This window comes from Fusobacterium sp. (assembly GCF_019012925.1).
In the GTDB taxonomy this organism is placed as follows: Bacteria; Fusobacteriota; Fusobacteriia; order Fusobacteriales; family Fusobacteriaceae; genus Fusobacterium_A.
Window position 1 is genome coordinate 1 of sequence record NZ_JAGIRL010000003.1, and the last position, 20,520, is coordinate 20,520.

A 20,520-nucleotide genomic window follows, 5' to 3' on the forward strand; every position below is an offset into this window, starting at 1 on the left:
CAGACTTAAAATTTCCTTTTTTAACAATTTCTTTAATAAGTTCTTTAGGTAATAAAGACATAAAAAAACCTCCCTTGATATTAATTAAATTATACTTATAATTCATCAATAATCAAGAGAGATTTTTATTTACACAAAATTTTTTATACTATCTTATAAAAAGGAAAAAGTTACTATTCAATACAGTAATTTTTTCCTTTTACTTTTAAATTATTTTTTTATTTTCTCAATTGTTATTCCAGTGAAACCATAGAAAGCTGAAATCAATGGTGAGATTATATTAAATAGACAGTATGGAACATAAACCCAAGCTCCTACTCCTAATGCTCCCATCATAAATGCTCCACAAGTATTCCAAGGAATTAGGGCTGATGTCATTGTTCCAGAATCTTCTAAAGCTCTAGAAAGATTCTTAGGAGCTAATCCACGCTTTTCATAACTCTCTTTAAACATTCTACCAGGGATAACTATTGACAGATACTGATCCCCAGCTACAGAGTTTATGAATACTGGTGTTAATAGTGTCGCCAATATCAATTTACCTGTTGTGTTTGCAAACTTCAAAATCTCCTGAGCTATTCTTCCTAACATTCCAGATTTCTCCATTATTCCACCAAAAGTCATTGCACATAGAATTATTGAAACAGTCCACATCATAGAGTTCAATCCTCCTCTATTCAATAATTCATCTACCATAGCATTTCCTGTTTGACCATTAAACCCATAATGTAGTGAATATAAAGCTTGTTTCAATGGCACTCCTTGAACAAATACTGCTGCTAATGCCCCTATTATTGCACCACTAAATAATCCTGGTATTGCTGGAACTTTCATTACAACCATACCTATTACAAATACTGGAATTAATAGAAGAAATGGACTTATTTTAAATGAATTGGATAATGCATTTAAAATATCATTTATTTGAGCAATATCAACCTCTCCTCCTGAACTATGTTTTATTCCTAAAAATACAAATCCTATCAGTGTTATTAAATATGAAGGAATAGTTGTATATAACATATGTTTTATATGATCAAATAGTGTAGCTCCTGCCATTGCTGGTGCTAATGTTGTGGTGTCTGACATTGGGGATAACTTATCTCCAAAGTATGCTCCTGATATTATTGCTCCAGCTATTATTGGCCTTGGTAATCCCAAACCTTCACCTATTCCAACTAAGGCTATTCCAACTGTTGAAGCTGTACTCCACGAACTTCCAGTTGCAAGTGAAACTACTGAACATATTATAACTGTTACTGGTAAAAATACTACTGGATTTATAATTTTTAATCCATAGTATATCATTGATGGAACTATTCCTGATAAAATCCAACTTCCTATAACCATTCCTATTATCATTAAAATTAGAACAGCTCTCATTGACATTTTTATCGTTTCTACGACTCCATCTTCCAACTCATTCCAAGTTGCATATTTACATATTAAAGCTACAAAACCAGCAAATATTGCTGACATGAATATTGGTATATGTACTTCTAGTTGTGCTATCTGTACAGAATAAAAAAGTATTACCACCAAAAATATTATTGGCAATAATGCACAAGAAAGGGATACTTGTCTCTTTTTCATTTCTTCCTTATCAACTCCTTTATCTAAAATTATTTTTTTTAACAATTTAATATACTTTACATTGTTAAAAAAGTCAATATTTTTTTTATTTTTTTGTTCAGAGCAATAAAGAACACATCAATTTACATAATAAATCAATGTGTTCTTTTAAGTTATTTTTTATTCTCTTTTTCTAACTCTTTTTTTAGTAGGGGTAGAATATTATAGTAATCTCTTATACAAGCACTTACAAATTTTTCCTGCATCACATAGTTATTTGGAAAAAGTTCTTTTGCTGACTCTTGATAAACATTTAAAATTTCAGTTGGAACTCTAACTGCATTCAATAGAGTTGCTTTCATCTGTTCCTTAGCTTTTTCATTGACCTCTTCATCTACTATATTACCTTTAGTAGCCTCTTGTACTCTTCTTACCAGCTCTCTATAATCATTCATCTCCTCTGGTAATATTTGAAGTTGTTTTGCATAGTTACTTCCATACATTCTATGAAGTCTATTTTTTATTCTTAAAAATTCATCTTCTGGAATACCTGACTCTTTTCCTAAGCTTTCAATTTTCAAATAAGATCTCTTTTGCCAATTTATAAAGTTCACTCTTTGAGAGCTGTCAAAACTTCTAGCTGAATTGTTGATCTCTTTTTCTACATCAGCTGGAACTTTCAATTGTGCTCCAAAAGATAGAGCACTCATTATAAACATACTCATAATTAGAAATTTTTTCATAATTATCCCCCTATATTAATACTAAATTCTTTTTCTTAACATATCCAATTCATTTAACTCTTCATCTATTTTTATCTTTACAAAAGAGTTTGGATTAGCTGCTTCTACAGACTCAACCTCTTTATCCTTATTCATAAGTATCATTGGTGGTAGAGTTATCTCTCTAGTTCCTATCCCTGGACTAACTACCTCTAACTTCTCTCCAACTAATAATTTATTTCTTATTGCTAAGATATATTCGTTATCAGATAGTTTCTTTTCAACTTTAGCTACTAATTGGTGAGTTTGACTATATGAATTTCTATCATTGTAGTTTTGAGACTCTATTCCAGCTCTACCTAGATAGAATCCTTTTGTATATGATCTGTTAGATGTTGATTCTAACTCCTCTAACCATTTAGGGTTGTATTGGTAATTTCCTGAATAGTAGCTATCTATGGCATCTCTATATACTTTTACAGCATTAGCCACATAGTATATTCCCTTCATTCTTCCCTCTATTTTTAATGAGTCTACCCCTAGATCTAATATTTTATCTATTATCTCTATTGTACATAGATCTCTAGAGTTGAATATATATGTACCGTGCTCATCTTCATAAACAGGCATATACTCTCCTGGTCTTGTTTCTTCTACTAGATTGTACTTCCATCTACAAGCTTGAGCACAATCTCCTCTATTAGCATCTCTTCCTGTCATATAATTACTTAGTAAACATCTACCAGAGATAGCCATACACATAGCTCCATGTACAAAAACTTCCAATTCAATATCTGGTACTTTAGCTCTTATCTCTGCTATGTTATCCAAAGATATCTCTCTAGCTAAAACTACTCTTCTAGCTCCTAAATCTTTCCACATCTTTACTGAACGCCAGTTTGTGTTACTTGCTTGTGTACTTACACTTATTGATAGATTTGAGTTTTCTTTAACTATTTGGAAAACTCCTAAGTCAGCTACAATAACTCCATCTACTCCCACTTTATCCAAGAATTTTACATAATCTGGTAGTAGATCTAACTCCTCGTTATGAGGGATTACATTTAAAGTTATGTATACTTTTTTTCCTCTTTCGTGTGCATATTTAACTGCATACTCTAACTCTTCATCAGAAAGATTATTACTTCCTGCTCTTAGGTTAAACATCTTTCCGCCTAAAAATACAGCGTCTGCACCATAATGAAGAGCCATTTTAAACTTCTCCATATTTCCTACTGGTGCTAATAATTCAACTTTTTTCAACATTATCAATCCTCTCTAAATTATTCATCTGCTTTTGCACTAAAATTTGCAAATTTTGTGTATTCGTGAAAAAATCTCAACTTTACAGTTCCTACAGGTCCATTTCTTTGTTTTCCTATTATTACCTCTGTAAGTCCCTTATCTTCAGATTCCTCATTGTAATAGTCATCTCTATACAAGAATAGTACCATATCAGCATCTTGCTCTATAGCTCCTGACTCTCTCAAGTCTGAAAGCATAGGTCTCCTATCAGCTCTTTGCTCCGTTGCTCTGGATAGCTGTGATAGAGCAATTATTGGTATATCCAACTCTCTAGCTATTCCTTTTAAGGCTCTAGAGATCTCAGATATCTCCTGTTGTCTACTATCATTTTTTGCATTACTACCCTTTATCAACTGAAGATAGTCTATCACTATCATATCTAATTTTCCCGCTGCCTTTAATCTTCTAGCAATGGCTCTTATCTCTAGTACATTAACATTTGGTAGGTCTGCAATATTTATCTCTGAATTAGATAATTTCATACTAGCAAGACCTAATTTTCCCCAATCATCTTGATCTAAAAAACCATTTCTTATTTTTTGAAGTCCTATTCCTGCTTCAATAGATAACAATCTCTGTAACAATTGAGAACTTGACATCTCCAAACTAAATAGTAAAACACCTTTGTTATTTTTCATAGCTGCATTCAAAGCTAAGTTTAGAGCAAAGGCTGTCTTTCCCATAGCTGGTCTAGCAGCTAAGATTACCAAATCTGAAGGGTGGAATCCACTCGTCATCTGGTCAAAATCTGAAAATCCAGAAGATATCCCTGTAGCAACACCCTTATTTTGATAGACTTTTTCTAATCTTATAAACTCCTGTGCTATCACATCTTTTAAACTAACTAAATCTTTGGAATCTACATTCTCAGAGATTTTAAAAATCATTCCTTCGGCCTTATCTAAGATTGTATCGACCTCTTCATATCCCTCATAGGCCAGTTCAACAATTTTTGTCCCCACCTCTCCTAATCTTCTCAAGGTAGACTTCTCTTTTACAATTTTTGCATATTCTATAATATTAGCTGCTGTTGGAACATCAGATATTATCTCATACAGCAACTCTTCTCCAACCAGTTCATCAAATTTATCATTTTTCTTTAATCTATTTACCACTACTATAGGGTCAATCTGTGTTCCTGTATTATACAGATCCCTCATAGCTTCATATATTAATTTATGACCATTTTTATAAAAATCATTGGGATTAAGTATCTCTACAATATCACCAAAAATATCTGGTTTTAAAAGTATTCCACCTAATACAGATTTCTCTGCCTCCATACTACTTGGAATTTTTTTCAAATTTTCTATATCTAGCATTTTTACTCCTAATCTCTATTATTGAGCTTTAGCTACTATTTTTACCTCTGCTTTTACATCTGTGTGAAGTTTTACAATAGCAGTGTGATCCCCTAAGCTCTTTATATTACACTCTATTTTTTTTCTATCTATTTTTAGACCAAAAGTTTGCTCTAGAGCTGCTGCTACCTCTTTATTTGTAATTGCTCCAAATAGTTTACCATTCTCTCCAGTTTTTACTTTTATCTCCACTTTTTTAGCTTCAATAACTTTTTTCAACTCTTCAGATTTTATTCTTTCCTCTTGTTGTTTTTTCTCTTCTTTTTTCTTTCTATTTTCTATTTTTTTTAACTCTTCTGGAGTTGCTATAATACCCTTATTATTTTTTATTAAAAAGTTATGAGCATATCCATCTGAAACTGAAACTATATCCCCTTTTCTTCCTTGTCCTGCTACATCTTGTGTCAATATTACCTGTATTTTTGCCATTTTTTATCCTCCAATTATCTCTTCTTAGTATCTCTATCTATTCTAAATCCCTTTAAAACTCCCAATAGAAAAGTTCCAAATGGAAATAATAGCCCTATCATTACAGCTATTGCATTATCAATTCCCTTATACTTTATCTTTTCATAAAGAGTAGCATATATACTCTTTATTCCATAAAATATAAATATTGTCTCACCTATATTTAAAGCATTTATAACATAAAAATTATCAAATTTCAATAGGTGAATCATAAAATAACTAACTATATATACCAGTAACCACTCAAAAGATATCTCCCACTTATGGTAATCATCTGAATCTAATGATACATATATTACAAATACATTTAGAATACTATATATAAAAGTATAGTATATAAAGTTTTCTTTCATCTCTTCATAAATTTTAATACTTTCAACCTTGCTAATTTGAAAATTCTTTTGATAGAACTCCAACAAGATATCCATATTAGCATCAATCTTATCCCTTAGACAAAATAATAGAAATCCCATTAGAGCAGTTATAACAATTGAAATTATAACTATTCTATCAAATTTTTTTATCTTCGTCATTCCTTTTTCAAAATACTTATACAGTACCTCAATCACAAGGAAAAACCCTACATAAAAATATAATAACATAGGATTTATTACTGCTATTGCTCCCATAACAACTATATTTGCCACTAACTTCTCTCTACAAGAAAAATCCTTCATTTTTTTAATCTTATAGACAGGAAGAGCAAAACTCATCACAGGCATAAGAAGTGAAAGAAGAAATAAAAGAATAATTGTTAACACACTACTTAGTAAAATCATTTTTTCTCCTTACATATTATACCATAATTTCTCCACCAAAGAAATCCACTATTTTTTTTGTAAAATCTTCACTATCTTTTTTATCCTCTCTTTTCTTACCTAAAGACACATATTTTACCTTTATTTTAGGATTTATTAATTTTTTAACAACCTCTAAAAATACATCATTGTACATACTGTTTTCCATCTGCTCTTTACAAAATGTACTCTCTGCATCAAAACCTACATATAGAGTGTCTCCCTCTAATATATAAGGTTTTGCTGTGACAAGAAATGCTCCTAAAGTTATCTTCTCTTTTTTAGCTTCTTTAAGGATCTCATTCCATCTACCTGAAATATATTCTAGAGTTACCCCTTCTAAAACTCCTTTTTCTTCTGAGTTTGATGAACTCACTGGCATTGGAACTGCTACCTCTTTTTCTATTATTTTTTCAACAATTTTTTCTCTAGGTTGATTTTTCTTGATTAAGTTATCTGCTATTACATAACCTATCAATCTCTTATCCTCTTCATATTTAAATTTATTTAAAGAATCAAAAATACACCCTATAATAGAAACTCCTTGCTCCACAGAAAGCTTTTCTCTACTCATCAGTCCCTTACAATACTTAGCAAAATCTTTAAAAAATAGCTCTATATCCAGTGACTCGTTCCAAAATAGATCCAACATCTTTATAAGATTAGTATAATTTTTATTATTTACTTCAGTTAGGAACTCCTCCATCTTTCTTGCTGAAGTTACTCCTAATATCTTTTCACTCTTTTCTAATGTAATCTCTTCACCAAAACAAGTGATCATAATTCTCTCTAAGATTGAAACTGCATCTCTTACACTTCCACCAGAACTCTCATAGATAAGCTCTGCTACATCATCAGGAAGAGTTACACCCTCTTTCTCTGCAATAAATTGTAACTGCTCTCTCATTGAGCTTAGGGTTAAAGTCTTAAAATCATATCTCTGGCATCTAGATATTATCGTTGCTGGTATCTTATCAACTTCTGTTGTTGCCAATATAAATATAACGTGTTCTGGTGGTTCTTCCAATGTTTTTAGTAAGGCATTAAACGCCTCCTTAGTCAACATATGAACCTCATCTATTATATATATTTTTTTTCTTCCTTTAACAGGTTGATAGTTTATCTTCTCTTTTAATTGTCTTATCTCATCTATTCCTCTATTAGAGGCAGCATCTATCTCAATCATATCTAAAAAAGTTCCATTATTAATAGCGATACAGTTTTCACACTCATTACAAGGCTCACCTGTAATCCCATCTTTTAAACAGTTAACCCCTTTAGCTATAAGCCTTGCTAGTGTAGTTTTTCCAACACCTCTAGGTCCTGTAAACAGATAGGCTTGTGACATTTTCCCATTCTCTAACGAAGTTTTTAATGTCCTTACTATCTCCTTTTGTCCTGCTACCTCTTCAAAATTTTTAGGTCTATATTTTCTATATAATGTTATATGCATCTTTTACTCCAAACCGTAGTTACTCATCTTTGTTCTTAGGGTATTTCTTGTTATTCCTAAGATCTCAGCAGTCTCTACTTTTTTTCCATTAGTTATCTCCAACACTTGACGTATCAATTCTTTCTCTACTTTTGATATGATATTTCCATAATAGTCTTGTTGATTATTATTCTTAAATTCAACTAATTCAGATCTTATCCACTCTTTCAAATCTGAAATCTGACTCTCTCCCTTTTTCTTTGTAATCTTTGTTCCCAATACATTACTAGGTAGATCCTCTATCAATATAGATGTACCTCTACATAGGGCAACAGCTGATTTCACAGCATTTTTTAACTCATTTACATTTCCTGGCCACTCATATCTCAACATCTTTTTCAATGCTGGTTTACTAATTCCTTTTACATTTTTGTGTAACTCATCATTACATTCTAATAGATAGTGATCTACTATCAATGGAATATCATCTTTTCTATCTCTCAATGGAGGAATATTTACTTCTAAGACTCTTAATTTTCTATATAATTCATCTATAAATTTTCCTTGATTTATTAATTCCTCTAAATTTTCACAAGTTGTTGCAACAACTCTAATATCTATTTTTATTGGCTCTGCTCCACCCATTCTAAAGAACTCTCCCTCTTCTAAAAAGTAAAGTACTTTAGATTGTAGATCTAGACTTAGAGATTCGATATTCCCTAAATGAAGTGTTCCTCCATTAGCTTTCTCTAATTCTCCTATCTGTGGAAATACAGCCCCTTTAAATGCTCCCTTTTCATAACCAAACATCTTTCTTTCCAATAGTTCATTTTGAAATGAAGTGCAGTTTATACTGATTAAAGGTTTATTTGACCAATCACTAAATTGGTGAATAGCCTTAGCTACACTTGTTTTTCCTGTTCCCTTCTCTCCTACAACTAAAACAGGAACTCTACTTGTGGCAACCTTTCCTATCATCTTATATAGCTCCACAATCTCTTTTGTCTGTCCTATTAATTTATCTCCAGAACTCTTATGCTTATCTATACGCTCTGCTAAAAGTTTATAATCTTTTACAGACTTCTCTATCACTTTTATTATAGTTGGAGTATCCACAGGTTTTAAAATATAATCATAAGCTCCTGCTTTAACACTTCCAGCTACTACTTTTAAGTTTGAAGTCTCTCCTAAAACAATTATAACACCTTTCTTTTGATACTCTCCAACCTTTTTTATAAGATTTATCAATGCCTCTTCTTGAAGGTTTTTCTCCTCAATAATTATAGCTTCATACTTTTTTGTTTTTAAAAAATCTATAAATTCGCTTATATTTTCAGCAAATGTTAATTCATTTTCAAAATTATTCTCTAGCTCCTCTTTTAAATTTCTTTCCAATCTGAATCCTAAAAGAATCATCCTTTCACCTCTTGTAATATTTAATAATTAGTCAATCTTCCCCTTTAGTATGAAATTATATTCCAAGATTACATTTCCCTCTACACTTAAACCATTTTTATTTAAATATATTTTCCATGTTCTTCCAACCTCTTCAATAGCATTGTTTATCTCAGGAACTCCACTACCTTTTTCTAAATGAAGAGATTTTACATTTCCACTCTCATCTATCTCCATTTTAATTCTTACACTACCGTGTAATCCTTTTAATTGAGCACTTTCTGGATATACTGGCTCTCTATTTGACCCATCCCATTTAGCTATTATATCTCCATCTTCTGTTCCCAATCTATAACCACTTGGAAGTCCCTCTGTCTCTCCTGTAATTTTAAGTATTCTATCAAAAGACTCATCTTTACCTACTTCAGAGTTAAAAGCTATCTTATCATCCTCTTTTAAATCTAGCTTCTCATTTTCAGTTACGATCTCCTCTTTAGCAAGAACTATATCCTTACTTAAATTACTATTGGATTCCATTCTCTCTTTCTGAGCAAACTCTTTAGTTGGAGCTTTTATCTCTTTTATCTTTCTTGCACTTGGATTTGGTTGAAGATTTTTTATAACTTCAATCTTAGGAGCAGAAATATTAGTAACTATGTTGTTTAAGCTCTCCATATCTATCTTATCTTTAGATTTATTTGGAGTTTTCTCTTTTTTCTTCTCCTCTACTTTTTTTACTTCATTAGTTTTTTTAATCTTTTTCTGTAACTCTTGAGAGCTCTTTTTTTCACTACTATTACTATTTTTCTGTCCATCTAACTTTGTTCTATTCTTATTTTCATAAGCTACTAAACCTATTTTTATCTTTTGGTTTTCCACTCTTTTTGTCGATAAACTTGGAATTAGTATAACTATAATTATATTTATCACTATTGAAAGGAGTATACTTATTCCATCATCTTTTTTCATAAGCCCCTCCTCTATTTTTTATCTGCTGTATCTATGTCTAGTGATGAAGCTCCTGCCTCTTTTGATATAGTCATTATATCTACTATATACCCATAGTCTATCTTTTTATCTGCACTAATTATCACATTTTTTTCTGTTGAATTAGCTAACTTCTCTGATAGTTTAGCTTTTAAATTCTCTTTATTTACACTTATCTTTTCACTTTTACCCTTCTCTTTATAGTTGAGGACTATTTTTTTATTTCTATCCACTATTACCTGTATCTCTTTTATATCTGATATCTCTCTAATTGTAGATTGTGGCAATTCTATCTTGATCCCACCCTTCATATCATCAAAAGTTGTTGCCACCAAAAAAAAGATTAGTAAAAGAAATACCACGTCTATTAGAGGGGTAAGTTCCAAAATTAACTCTCCTCTTTTTTTATATCTTTCTATTTTCATAATTGGTCTCCTACTTTCTAAAATAGTTTATAAGCTCTGTAGTAGTTATTTCCATATCAGATATTATTCTCTCTATCTTTTTATTAAAATAATTGTAAAACATTAAAGCTGGTATCGCCACTAAAAGTCCTCCTGCTGTTGTAAATAGTGCTTCAGATATCCCCTTAGCTAGTACAGCTGCATCTCCTGTTCCATATAGTGCAACAGCTTGGAATGCCTTAATCATTCCTGTAACTGTTCCCAACAATCCAATCAATGGAGTTAGGTGAGCTGCTAAAGATATTAACCACATATTTCTTTCCAGTTGAGTAACTTGATACATAGCTTTCTCTTTACCCTTTTCCTCTAATTTTTGTGTAGTGGCATTTGGATTTTTATAAAGTTCATAAAGCACCTCTTTCAATACCTTTGACACAGAACTTTTCTCTTTGTTCAACATAATTATTAAATCTTTTAAATTTCCACTATCTAAGCCCTCTTTTATCTCTTTTGATAAAAAGCCTCTATTCTCTCTCTCGTTTTTAGCAAAATATATAAATCTCTCTATAATAGCACTAACACCTACTATTGACATAATAAGTATCACATACATTAGTATTCCACCATTTGTTAAATAGTACATCTGTCCTCCTAAAAAATAAGTATTTTATTCAATCTATAATGCAATAATTAAAGCTACAACTCCTAAACCACCCAAAATATATTTCCAATATGACTTCTCTTCCACACCTTGAGATAGTTCCTCTTCAAGAGCACTCTTATCCCCTTGTACCACTTTTATCTTTTGAGTTTGATTTTGATAGTTATCATTTGTTACTTTTATAGCTCCTGACTCTATTTTTTGATTCTCTAATATTACCTCTTCTGTAGGAATCTCTCTTATCTCAAGTTGCTCCTTATTAACTCCCTGAACCTGTTTATCTAAGGCTGTTACACCCTCATCTGCTCCCATAGCACAAATAGTAGTTGCTAAAAATAATACTGTTAATAGTTTTTTCATAGTTAAGCCTCCTGGTTAAAAAATTGATTGTATTTTTCTGAAGTTTTTTTATCTATTTTTTGTAATTCTAAATAATATTTTTTTGCTTCAACTTTATTACCTTTTTTTAATGTAAAATATATTAATTTTTCTAATACAAAGCTCTTATATTGGAAATTCTCTAACGCATATAACTCCTTGTACAGTGCCACAGCATCTTTCTCTTTTCCCAGTTTTTCATTGATTTGTGCTGCCTTTAATTTAGATAGATCAGAATACTCCCCTTTATATAATACATATCCCTTTGTATATCCTCTCAAAGCACTCTCATTCTTACCTTCAAGTTCATCTATAGTAGAAAGTTGATACAGAATAAAATCTTTATATGGTGTACTTTCTAATCCATCAACTATTTTATAATACTCTCTAGCTTTTTTATAGTCCTTAGTATCAAAATAGTGATTTCCCAAGTTTATTCCAGCAAACCCTTTATACTTTTCACCTTTTAAAAGGTTATTATACTCTTTTAAAGCTTCCTCTTTTTTACCTTGTTTTTCATATATTAATGAATTATAATAACTTTTTATCTCAAGATTTTCTAAGTTGGCTATATAGTTCATTGCTTCTTCAAGCTTATCAGTAGCAATATGAATATCTATAATTTTTGTAGCAGTTTCATCTTTTGTTTTAGGATCTGAAGAGCTACTATAAAGCTTTTCATAGTTTGTTAATACTCCCTCTCTATCTCCCTTTTTCTCATATATCTGTCCAGCTAATATATAGATATTTGATCTCATAGTTGAATTAGGATATTTTGCTAAAAACTCCCCTTTACTCTTTTCAAACTCATCTAATTTGCCCTGATTAACCAAAGCATTTAAATACCAATAATTAGCATTTTCAGAGTATTTTCCCTCTGGAAATTCACTAAATAAACTCTTATACTCTGTCTCTGCTAGATCATATTTTCCTTGAGCATAGTACGAATCAGCTATTTGGAATCTTGCATACTCACTATTTTCTGGTAACTCTCTTAATTTTGAATAATACTCTCTACTCTTATCATAATTATCCAGTCTAAAATAACTAATTGCTGTCTTATCCAAAACTTCACCTTTATTAGCTCCCTCTGGATAAGTTTGTAAATACTCTTCTCCAAATTTTATTGCTTCATCATATTTTCCCCATAGGAAAGAGTTTCTCACCCTATTAAATTTAATCTTTTCTAATAGCTCTGGTGTTGTTGCTGTATCTTGCTCTACTATTGTAAAATATCCACTTGCATCAGAATAATTTCCCATTCCCATTGATGCAATTCCTCTCAAATATACACTATTTGGTGAGCTGTCTGCTCCATCTAAATACTTCATCATCTCAGAATAATTTTGTTTAACTAATAGCACTGATACTAAGTTATTTAAAACATCAAAATCCTGATTCTCATTGAGATACTCTCTATATACCTCTACACTCTCATCTAACATATCCTTTTTGTAATAAAGTTCACCTACAGATATATAGATATTCTTCTTGTATTTTTTATCACTAGCAAATTTACCCTTATACTCTGAAAATCTTCTCTTTATATCCTCTACATCACCCAATCTAGAATCTATTACAATTATTCTATAAAGACTCTCTAAGTTAGGTTTTAATGTATAGTTTCTAGCATAGTAATCCTTTGATATCTTGTAATCTCCAACTTCATAGGCTGAATTGGCTATAATTGTATTTATGCTCTCTGTATCCTTTTGGTTTACTACAACTCTCTTTACTTCATTTCTATTTTTTATTATCTTTTTATAATTTCCCAATTTGTAATCAATAGCAAAAATATAGTATATAGCCTGATTATAAAAGGAACTACTCTTCAAACTTTCAAAATAAGTCTGTGCCTCTTTTAATTTATTTAATTTATAAAGGGAAAAACCATAACTATATAGCAATTTAGGATTAGAGAGATCTTTCACTTGATTGTAGTATTCTACAGCCTTATCATAATCACCTTTAGTAGCATAAGAGTCTCCTAATATTCTCAACCCTTCATCATACTCTTTGCTCCCCTTTAAAATAGCTAACTTACTCTCTGCTTTCTCCAATTCACCCTTGTTACTATATATCTCTATTAGATTTAACCCAGCTTTTTTCCCATATGCACTATTTTTATTTTCATTCAATCCATCTTCAAAGTATCTTATAGCTAAATCTGCTTGATTTAATTTATAGTAACTAGATCCCAATAGGTAGTTCATAAAAATAATATTTTTCTTTCCCTTTATTTGTGAATATTGATCTAAATAAGCTATACTCCTATTATAATCTCCTTTGTTATAAGATAATAACGCCATACTTAAAACCGAATCATTATAGTACTTCTTATTTAAGTTCATCACTTCTTGAAACTCTTTTTCTGCCATAACATAATTTTCACTGCTTAAATAGGCAGTTCCATTGTCATATATAGCCTTTTCGTAATAATCACTCTTACTATTTATTGTACTCAAATACTCGTCACTTGTTTTTTCGTCTCCAATATCTGCATAAGATCTTACTAAATAGTATCTTATCTCATTTTTATCATCTTCTTTCAGATTATTATTCATCAACAAAATTTTAAAATACTTTATTGCATTGGGATAATCCTTCTGTAAAAAATATACTTTTGCTATCCTATCTTGAATATTTTTATTATATTTAGATGTTGGATATTTATCCAAAAAACTTTTTGATTCCACTATTGCTAGATCAAATTTTTTCTGTTTATATAATTCGTCTACAAAGGCCAAATCCTCTTTTTCTGATGCAAAGGCTGAAACTCCCAATACAAAAATAAGGGCTCCTAAAAAATATCTAATTTTCAAGTTCTACCTCCTGTATATTAATATTAAAATATTTTATTTAAAAATTCTTTCACTTTTGCTATTGAAACAGTTGTATCTATACAAGGTTCATTTACTATTTCATTAAAAATTCCATATACATTTACTGGATAAGCATCATGTATTCCCGATACTAAATCCCTTTTACAAGCTACTGCCATCACTAGATCTGGTCTTATACTCTTTATATGCTTTCTAGCGAGAGTTCCACCAGTAGCTACTTTTACCTCTATAGGAAACTCTTTCTTTATGTTCAAAAAATCACCTATTACACATTGACCACATCTTTTACAATTCTCTATATCAGATGTCACTTTAAAAACACAAGAATATTTTTGTAAGCAATGAGGAAGTAATATTAAAACTTTGTTTATCTTCTTATTTTCAATACTTTTCATCACTCTTTTATTATTATAATTTAGAAATTTATTAGCTATCTTGTTTGCATCTGTGGGTTTTTTCTTTCTTTCTGTAAGAGCAAACATTAAAAAATAAAACTCATAAATAAGTTTTACAACTAAACTCTTTTTCATTTCATATCCTCATCTTTCATTTTATCCTTTAGTAATTATATCATATTTAATTTATTAGAACAATCAATTTTTAATCATAAAAAAATTTTTTCTTTATCATTTTTTACCAAAAAATAAAAATAGTTGTAGCTTAAATTTTGAAAAAATAGTATACTTAGAACAGATGTTTTATAGGAGGATTTATGAGATATTTTATGCACGATAGGGATTTATCCCCAAAATTAGAAAAAAGAATAAGAGATTATTTTGCTAAGATAGAGAAGATTAAAATGGAGGTGACTTTTTTAAATAATGACTACTCAGCTATCATTGATGTAAGAAGTTTTGAATGGTTGAGTAATTTCGATTGCTTTAACTGTCTTACCAACTGTTGTGTACAGTTCCCCTATGAGTTTAACTCCAAAGCTCGTGAGATTATCTTGGATAATCTCAAAGAGTACAACAACTTAACTCAAGCTATATCCATTATGAAGGAGGAGGGGATGACTGAAAAAGAGATTTTAACTTCCATTAAAAATGATCAATTTTTAATTCCTGAAAATATGGTTGAAACTGTTTTTGATAGATGTACCTGCTCTTGTGTACACATAGATAGAAGCCTTTGTGCTATTCATAAAATATGTATTGATAATCATATGAGTCTTGGGGAGATAATTGATACAAAATCTCTTTGGTGTTCAATCTATCCACTTGAAATAATATTGGATGAAAATACTCTATATATCTTTGTTCCAACTAAAGGAAACAACTATCTCTCACTCAATGATTCTGATTTTCCATGTATGGATATTGAAAAATCTAAATCTCCCTATTTCAGGAGAGAAAACCCAATCGGTTTCAAAACAGATGAGTACCGTCCCTTTATTCTAAATTACTATGAAGTTTTATCTCATATTTTTGGAAAAGATTTCTGTAACTCTATATTAAGCTATCTAAATATCTCTTTAGAAGATAAAAAAGAGGAGCAATACTCTAAAAAACACTAGGGCATTGCTCTTTTTATATTAGATCTATTTTACAAGAAAATTGAGAACTGTCTCATAAAGAATCTCCTTTACTTTTTCATTCTCCATTGTCACTCCCAATCTTTTTTTCAAGGTATCTATCTTCTCATCATCTAATCCCTCGTAGAGTTTACTCTCCTGTTTCACTCTTTCCATGTCCTCATCATCATACCTATTAATTACTCTTAAGAACTCTTCTCCATAATTTTTAAACTTTTGATTTCCTATTCCTCTAATTTTTAGCATATCCCATCTATTTTTAGGTTTGTACTCTGCCATCTCTAAAAGTGTCATATCTGAAAATACAATATATGGAGCTACGTCCTCTCTTATAGCTATCTCATTTCTCAATTGATTTAGCTCCTCAAATAACGGATCTTCAAAGTAATCAAAGGTTATCTTCTCGTCTAACCTTCTAAATACAGAGATCTCATTTTTTAATACACCTCTTGATTTTTTATTCAACTTTAGTACTGGAAAACTTCCTGCACTCTGCTCAAAGTACCCTTCAGAAATCAAAAAATTTATAAACTCCTCTATCCATCTAATATCTCTATCATTCATTATTCCAAAAGTTGAAAGTTTGTTGTACTCCTTTCTATCCATCTTAGTATCACTTCTACCATATAAAATATTTACCAATGTAGATATTCCAATACTCTCTTTTGCTCTTCCTATACAAGATATGACTTTTTGAGCCTCTATTGTAAGATCCTCTATATTTTTTAAAGTTTTACAATTTCCACACTTTCCACAATAATTTTTTATTCTCTTATCTCCAAAATACTTCAAGATATACTCTCTATAACAACTTTCGAGATAGGCGTACTCTATCATTGCATCAAGTTTCCTTACCTTTTCTTTTTTTAGTTCATCTTCACTCTCTTCGTTACTCTCTATTAGAAACATCTGAGTACTTACATCCTCTTCAAAAAACATAAGTATCGCTTCTGAAGGTCCACCATCTCTCCCTGCTCTTCCAGCCTCTTGATAGTAACTCTCCATATCCTTAGGAATATTTCTATGTATTACAAATCTTACATTAGACTTGTCTATTCCCATTCCAAAAGCATTTGTAGCTATCATTATCTGAATCTCATCTTTTAAAAATTTTTCCTGATTCTCTTTTCTTTCATTCTCTCCTAAACCAGCATGGTATTTCCCCACATTTATCTCCCTCAACTTTAAATAAGCATAGAGATTATCTACCTCTTTTCTCGTTGAGGCATAGATTATTCCTGATTTTTTTCCAACCTTTTTCAAATAATCTACTATATATGCCTCTGGAACTACATTTTTTACAACTTTAAAAAAAATATTTTCTCTGTCAAATCCATGAACATATACAAAAGGATTTTTAAGAGCCAGTTTTTCTTCAATATCTCTTCTAACCTCTTTAGTCGCTGTAGCTGTAAGAGCTAAGACCTGTACTCTTTGATCTATCTTACCTATAAAATTAGGAATCTCTAGATAACTTTTTCTAAAGTCATGTCCCCACTGTGATATACAATGAGCTTCATCTACTGCTATCATTGAAATCCTATATTTTTTTATAAATTCAACAAACCTCTCATTATTCAATCTTTCTGGAGCTACATAAACTATCTTGGCCTCACCTTGACGTATCTTTCTAAGACTCTCCACATACTCATCTTTAGATAGAGTTGAATTTATATATACACTTTTTATTCCCAAAAGTCTCAATGAATCTACCTGATCTTTCATCAATGATATTAGAGGTGAGATTACTATTGTTAACCCCTTAAATAAGAGTGCTGGTACTTGATAACAGATTGATTTTCCTCCACCTGTACTCATCACTCCCAAAGTATCTCTTCCTGACAATACAGAATTAACTATTATCTCCTGTCCTCTTCTAAAATTGTCATATCCATATATCTCTTTCAATACTCTTCTTGCTTCTTTTTTCATATATTCACCATATTTTTATTTTATGACTCCTCTTTTTATAATATTATATCAATTTTTCTAAAAAAAATCAAAACAGTTACTCTATTTTTCGCTACCTATATTACTCACAAAATAGTATATCCCACTTTTTCTTATATGAATTATCACTATTTATTTATTCAAATATCTTCATAATTGTGATATAATACAGAGTAAAATGTTGTCAAAATGTAAGGAGAATAAAATGAATTTAGTCAGTTTTGAAAATTTTTTAAAGGAAAAAAATGCAATTCTTATTGATGTTAGAACTCCAAAAGAATTTGAATTAGATAAAGTTCCTAACTCTGTTAATATCCCTGTCCTTCTTGATGAAGAGAGAGTTTTAGTAGGAACTACTTATGTACAAGAATCTAAAGAGAAGGCAAAAAAATTGGGAGTAGAATTTATTTCAAAAAGATTACCTGAAATTTTTGAACAGATACAAGAACTTTCAAAAAAACACTCTAAACTTGTTTTTATGTGTGCTAGAGGTGGAATGAGAAGTTCATCTATAACATCACTTTTTGGAAGTCTTGGATATAAAGTTGCAAAACTTGAAGGTGGATATAAAGCTTATAGAGATTTTATAATAGCTAATATTCCACAACTTAATCAAAATTTTAAATATATAGTTGTACACGGTCGTACTGGTGTAGGAAAAACTAAAATTTTAAATAAGATGATCGACCTTGGAGTTTCAGTTTTAGATCTTGAAAGAATAGCTGCTCACAAAGGCTCTTTTTTTGGTGCTTTAGGTGAAAAACTTCCACAGAGTCAAAAAAGATTTGACGGAGAAATCTTCGAATTTCTTAGAACTTGTAAAACAAAATATATAGTTGTTGAGAGTGAAAGTAAAAGAATTGGAAATGTCTATATACCTGAATCAGTTTATTCTAGTATGACTGCAGGACAACATCTATTCATAGATACAAATATTCCAAATAGATTAGATGTTTTATTGGAAGATTACACTAATGTCTCTGAAAATGAGCTTGAAGAGTGTATTATGAAGGTGGCTCGTTATGTATCAAAAGAAAAAACAGCTAACTATCTACAACTTTTACATGAGAAAAAACTTAGAGAGTTAGGAGAGATTCTAATTAAACAATACTATGATCCACTTTATGAGGTGAGTATTGATAAACATAAATTTGAACTCTCATTACACTATACTGATATGGATAAATGTGCCAAACAGCTTAGCAACTACTTCTTTAATTTAGAAAGTTTAGAAAATACAGATAATAACCAAGATTAATTTTTAATATTTTATACTAAAAAGGGAGTTTTCAATATGTCTTTGAAAACTCCCTTTTTGTCAAATTTTTTATTAAGATAAACTCAATGTTTATAACATTTTAATTCTTTATTTTATTACAAATAATTGCTTAATTATGAAGATTTTAGTCTTTTTATAGAAATTTTTGTACGACAAAAAGAAACGTCTTCATTTTTTTCTATAAAGGCTTATTTTCTCAAAGTTTTTTATGGATACTAACCTCCCATATCTATCAGGTTCTTTGACCTAAATTCCTTCGTTCTGTATCTCCATAATTTGAGTGTCTTTCTGCTCCTTTGCTGAGTTCTTGCTCTAATGGAAAATATCTTGACTACTGCTCTTATTTGTTTTTATTTTTATTTTAAATTTAAACATTTTTCAATGGACGTTTACCTTAAATTTAATTTTTTTAGCTTTTTTAAGCTACTACAGGTCTTTTTATATCCTATATCATCTTCGTTTCATCATATTTAATTCCTTTTGATAAAATTGTAAAAAATATCCTAATCATTTTACAGCAAATAACTGTAAGTGCTTGTTTAGCAGATTTAAAACGTCTTATATCCCCTACTTCAGCAACAAAAGATATAGCTGTTGCTATTCCAATTCCTTTTATTTCTGCTAGAATCTATTGAAGAATATGTATTTTCATATTCGGGAAAATATATACTTAACCATCTATGAATTTTATTTTTAATTGAAATTATTTGTTGCATTATATCGCCTTTTAATTTATCAGCTACTCTTAATTCCCCATAAATTCCTTCAGGAATATATAGAAAACTATATCTCCCATCAATTACTAATTTAGCAATTACTTTAGGATCTTTTGAATCATTTTTAGTTTGTAGATTATCATCTAATTTCTTACTTTGTTTAACATGATAAGGATTAACTATTGCAATAGTAATATTATTTTCTTTTAATAATTCTCCTAAAGAAAACCAATAATGTCCTGTAGGTTCTAATCCTGCGATTACTAAATTTTTATTATTGTTACAACATAAATCATTAACCCACGAAAGAAAACTTTGAAATCCTTCAAAAGAATTTTTAAACTTAAATACTTTAGAAATTTCTAAATCTCTCCAATCAAATGCTCTCGCATAATGCGTAGAACTACCTACATCAATTCCAAGCTCTAAAGTTTCATTTGTTACTTGACTAATTTTAAAATTTTGGTTACAATTCATTTAGATACCTCCATGTAGTTTTTTAAAGTTTTTGGTTACTTTAATTTTAACATTGAGGTATCTTTTTTTATATTCTTATTTTTTATTATACAGGAATGCTCCTATTTTTTAATATAGTTCACTCCAAAATTTAACATCTTCTATTTTTTCATAGTTTGTTTTCTCTCTGTGTCTTAATCCTTGACTTTCTATATACTTTGGAGAGTAGATTTTTGTTCCTAATAATTCATTATATGTAA

At 30.1% G+C, this 20,520-nt stretch carries 17 protein-coding genes and 1 pseudogene; 2 read left to right on the forward strand and 16 right to left on the reverse strand.

Features of this window, described 5'->3' with window-relative positions; all coding sequences use genetic code 11:
• Nucleotides 1–210: 210 nt before the first annotated feature.
• From nhaC to QZ286_RS00570, 14 genes are all read right to left on the reverse strand, one after another.
• A complete protein-coding gene (gene nhaC, locus QZ286_RS00505) occupies nucleotides 211–1,593 on the reverse strand; it encodes a Na+/H+ antiporter NhaC (protein ID WP_291255019.1) in 1,383 nt (460 codons plus the stop codon).
• 152 nt (nucleotides 1,594–1,745) lie between these two features.
• Nucleotides 1,746–2,315: a hypothetical protein gene (locus QZ286_RS00510; RefSeq protein ID WP_291255020.1), complete on the reverse strand. Its 570-nt coding sequence runs from the start codon at nucleotides 2,313–2,315 to the stop codon at nucleotides 1,746–1,748.
• A gap of 21 nt (nucleotides 2,316–2,336) precedes the next feature.
• Nucleotides 2,337–3,557 (reverse strand): U32 family peptidase, encoded by a 1,221-nt coding sequence (locus QZ286_RS00515; RefSeq protein ID WP_291255035.1) that lies wholly within the window; start codon nucleotides 3,555–3,557, stop codon nucleotides 2,337–2,339.
• Nucleotides 3,558–3,577: 20 nt separating this feature from the next.
• Nucleotides 3,578–4,921: a replicative DNA helicase gene (gene dnaB / locus QZ286_RS00520; RefSeq protein ID WP_291255021.1), complete on the reverse strand. Its 1,344-nt coding sequence runs from the start codon at nucleotides 4,919–4,921 to the stop codon at nucleotides 3,578–3,580.
• A gap of 18 nt (nucleotides 4,922–4,939) precedes the next feature.
• Nucleotides 4,940–5,389 carry a 50S ribosomal protein L9 gene (gene rplI, locus QZ286_RS00525; RefSeq protein ID WP_291255022.1) on the reverse strand — a complete coding sequence of 150 codons (450 nt, stop codon included), beginning with the start codon at nucleotides 5,387–5,389 and terminating at the stop codon, nucleotides 4,940–4,942.
• Nucleotides 5,390–5,403: 14 nt separating this feature from the next.
• Nucleotides 5,404–6,207 carry a hypothetical protein gene (locus tag QZ286_RS00530; RefSeq protein WP_291255023.1) on the reverse strand — a complete coding sequence of 268 codons (804 nt, stop codon included), beginning with the start codon at nucleotides 6,205–6,207 and terminating at the stop codon, nucleotides 5,404–5,406.
• A gap of 16 nt (nucleotides 6,208–6,223) precedes the next feature.
• The gene (gene dnaX / locus QZ286_RS00535; RefSeq protein ID WP_291255024.1) at nucleotides 6,224–7,678 is read right to left on the reverse strand and encodes a DNA polymerase III subunit gamma/tau; all 1,455 of its coding nucleotides are present in this window, start codon (nucleotides 7,676–7,678) and stop codon (nucleotides 6,224–6,226) included.
• A gap of 3 nt (nucleotides 7,679–7,681) precedes the next feature.
• Entirely contained in the window at nucleotides 7,682–9,073 is a 1,392-nt protein-coding gene (locus QZ286_RS00540; protein WP_291255025.1) for a sigma-54 dependent transcriptional regulator, read from the reverse strand.
• A gap of 27 nt (nucleotides 9,074–9,100) precedes the next feature.
• Nucleotides 9,101–10,021: an energy transducer TonB gene (locus QZ286_RS00545; protein WP_291255026.1), complete on the reverse strand. Its 921-nt coding sequence runs from the start codon at nucleotides 10,019–10,021 to the stop codon at nucleotides 9,101–9,103.
• Nucleotides 10,022–10,032: 11 nt separating this feature from the next.
• Nucleotides 10,033–10,464, reverse strand: a complete 432-nt coding sequence (locus QZ286_RS00550) for a biopolymer transporter ExbD (protein ID WP_291255027.1) — start codon at nucleotides 10,462–10,464, stop codon at nucleotides 10,033–10,035.
• Between the two features lie 10 nt (nucleotides 10,465–10,474).
• On the reverse strand, nucleotides 10,475–11,086 hold the full coding sequence (locus tag QZ286_RS00555) for a MotA/TolQ/ExbB proton channel family protein (RefSeq protein ID WP_291255028.1): 612 nt from the start codon (nucleotides 11,084–11,086) through the stop codon (nucleotides 10,475–10,477).
• 33 nt (nucleotides 11,087–11,119) lie between these two features.
• A complete protein-coding gene (locus QZ286_RS00560) occupies nucleotides 11,120–11,464 on the reverse strand; it encodes a hypothetical protein (protein WP_291255029.1) in 345 nt (114 codons plus the stop codon).
• 2 nt (nucleotides 11,465–11,466) lie between these two features.
• Nucleotides 11,467–14,304: a tetratricopeptide repeat protein gene (locus QZ286_RS00565; protein WP_291255030.1), complete on the reverse strand. Its 2,838-nt coding sequence runs from the start codon at nucleotides 14,302–14,304 to the stop codon at nucleotides 11,467–11,469.
• A gap of 23 nt (nucleotides 14,305–14,327) precedes the next feature.
• Complete coding sequence (locus QZ286_RS00570; protein WP_291255031.1) at nucleotides 14,328–14,855, reverse strand: DUF116 domain-containing protein; 528 nt, start codon at nucleotides 14,853–14,855, stop codon at nucleotides 14,328–14,330.
• Nucleotides 14,856–15,037: 182 nt separating this feature from the next.
• On the opposite strand from QZ286_RS00570, the gene QZ286_RS00575 reads away from it, so the two are divergent.
• Nucleotides 15,038–15,841, forward strand: a complete 804-nt coding sequence (locus QZ286_RS00575) for a hypothetical protein (RefSeq protein ID WP_291255032.1) — start codon at nucleotides 15,038–15,040, stop codon at nucleotides 15,839–15,841.
• Nucleotides 15,842–15,865: 24 nt separating this feature from the next.
• Here QZ286_RS00575 and recQ read toward each other — a convergent pair whose 3' ends face one another.
• Nucleotides 15,866–17,791 carry a DNA helicase RecQ gene (gene recQ, locus QZ286_RS00580; protein ID WP_291255033.1) on the reverse strand — a complete coding sequence of 642 codons (1,926 nt, stop codon included), beginning with the start codon at nucleotides 17,789–17,791 and terminating at the stop codon, nucleotides 15,866–15,868.
• A gap of 223 nt (nucleotides 17,792–18,014) precedes the next feature.
• Between recQ and mnmH the strand changes: the two genes are divergently transcribed.
• Nucleotides 18,015–19,067: a tRNA 2-selenouridine(34) synthase MnmH gene (gene mnmH, locus QZ286_RS00585; protein WP_291255034.1), complete on the forward strand. Its 1,053-nt coding sequence runs from the start codon at nucleotides 18,015–18,017 to the stop codon at nucleotides 19,065–19,067.
• 466 nt (nucleotides 19,068–19,533) lie between these two features.
• Here the strand turns inward: mnmH and QZ286_RS00590 are convergent.
• Nucleotides 19,534–20,281 (reverse strand): annotated as a pseudogene (locus QZ286_RS00590) (transposase).
• Between the last annotated feature and the right edge of the window lie 239 nt (nucleotides 20,282–20,520).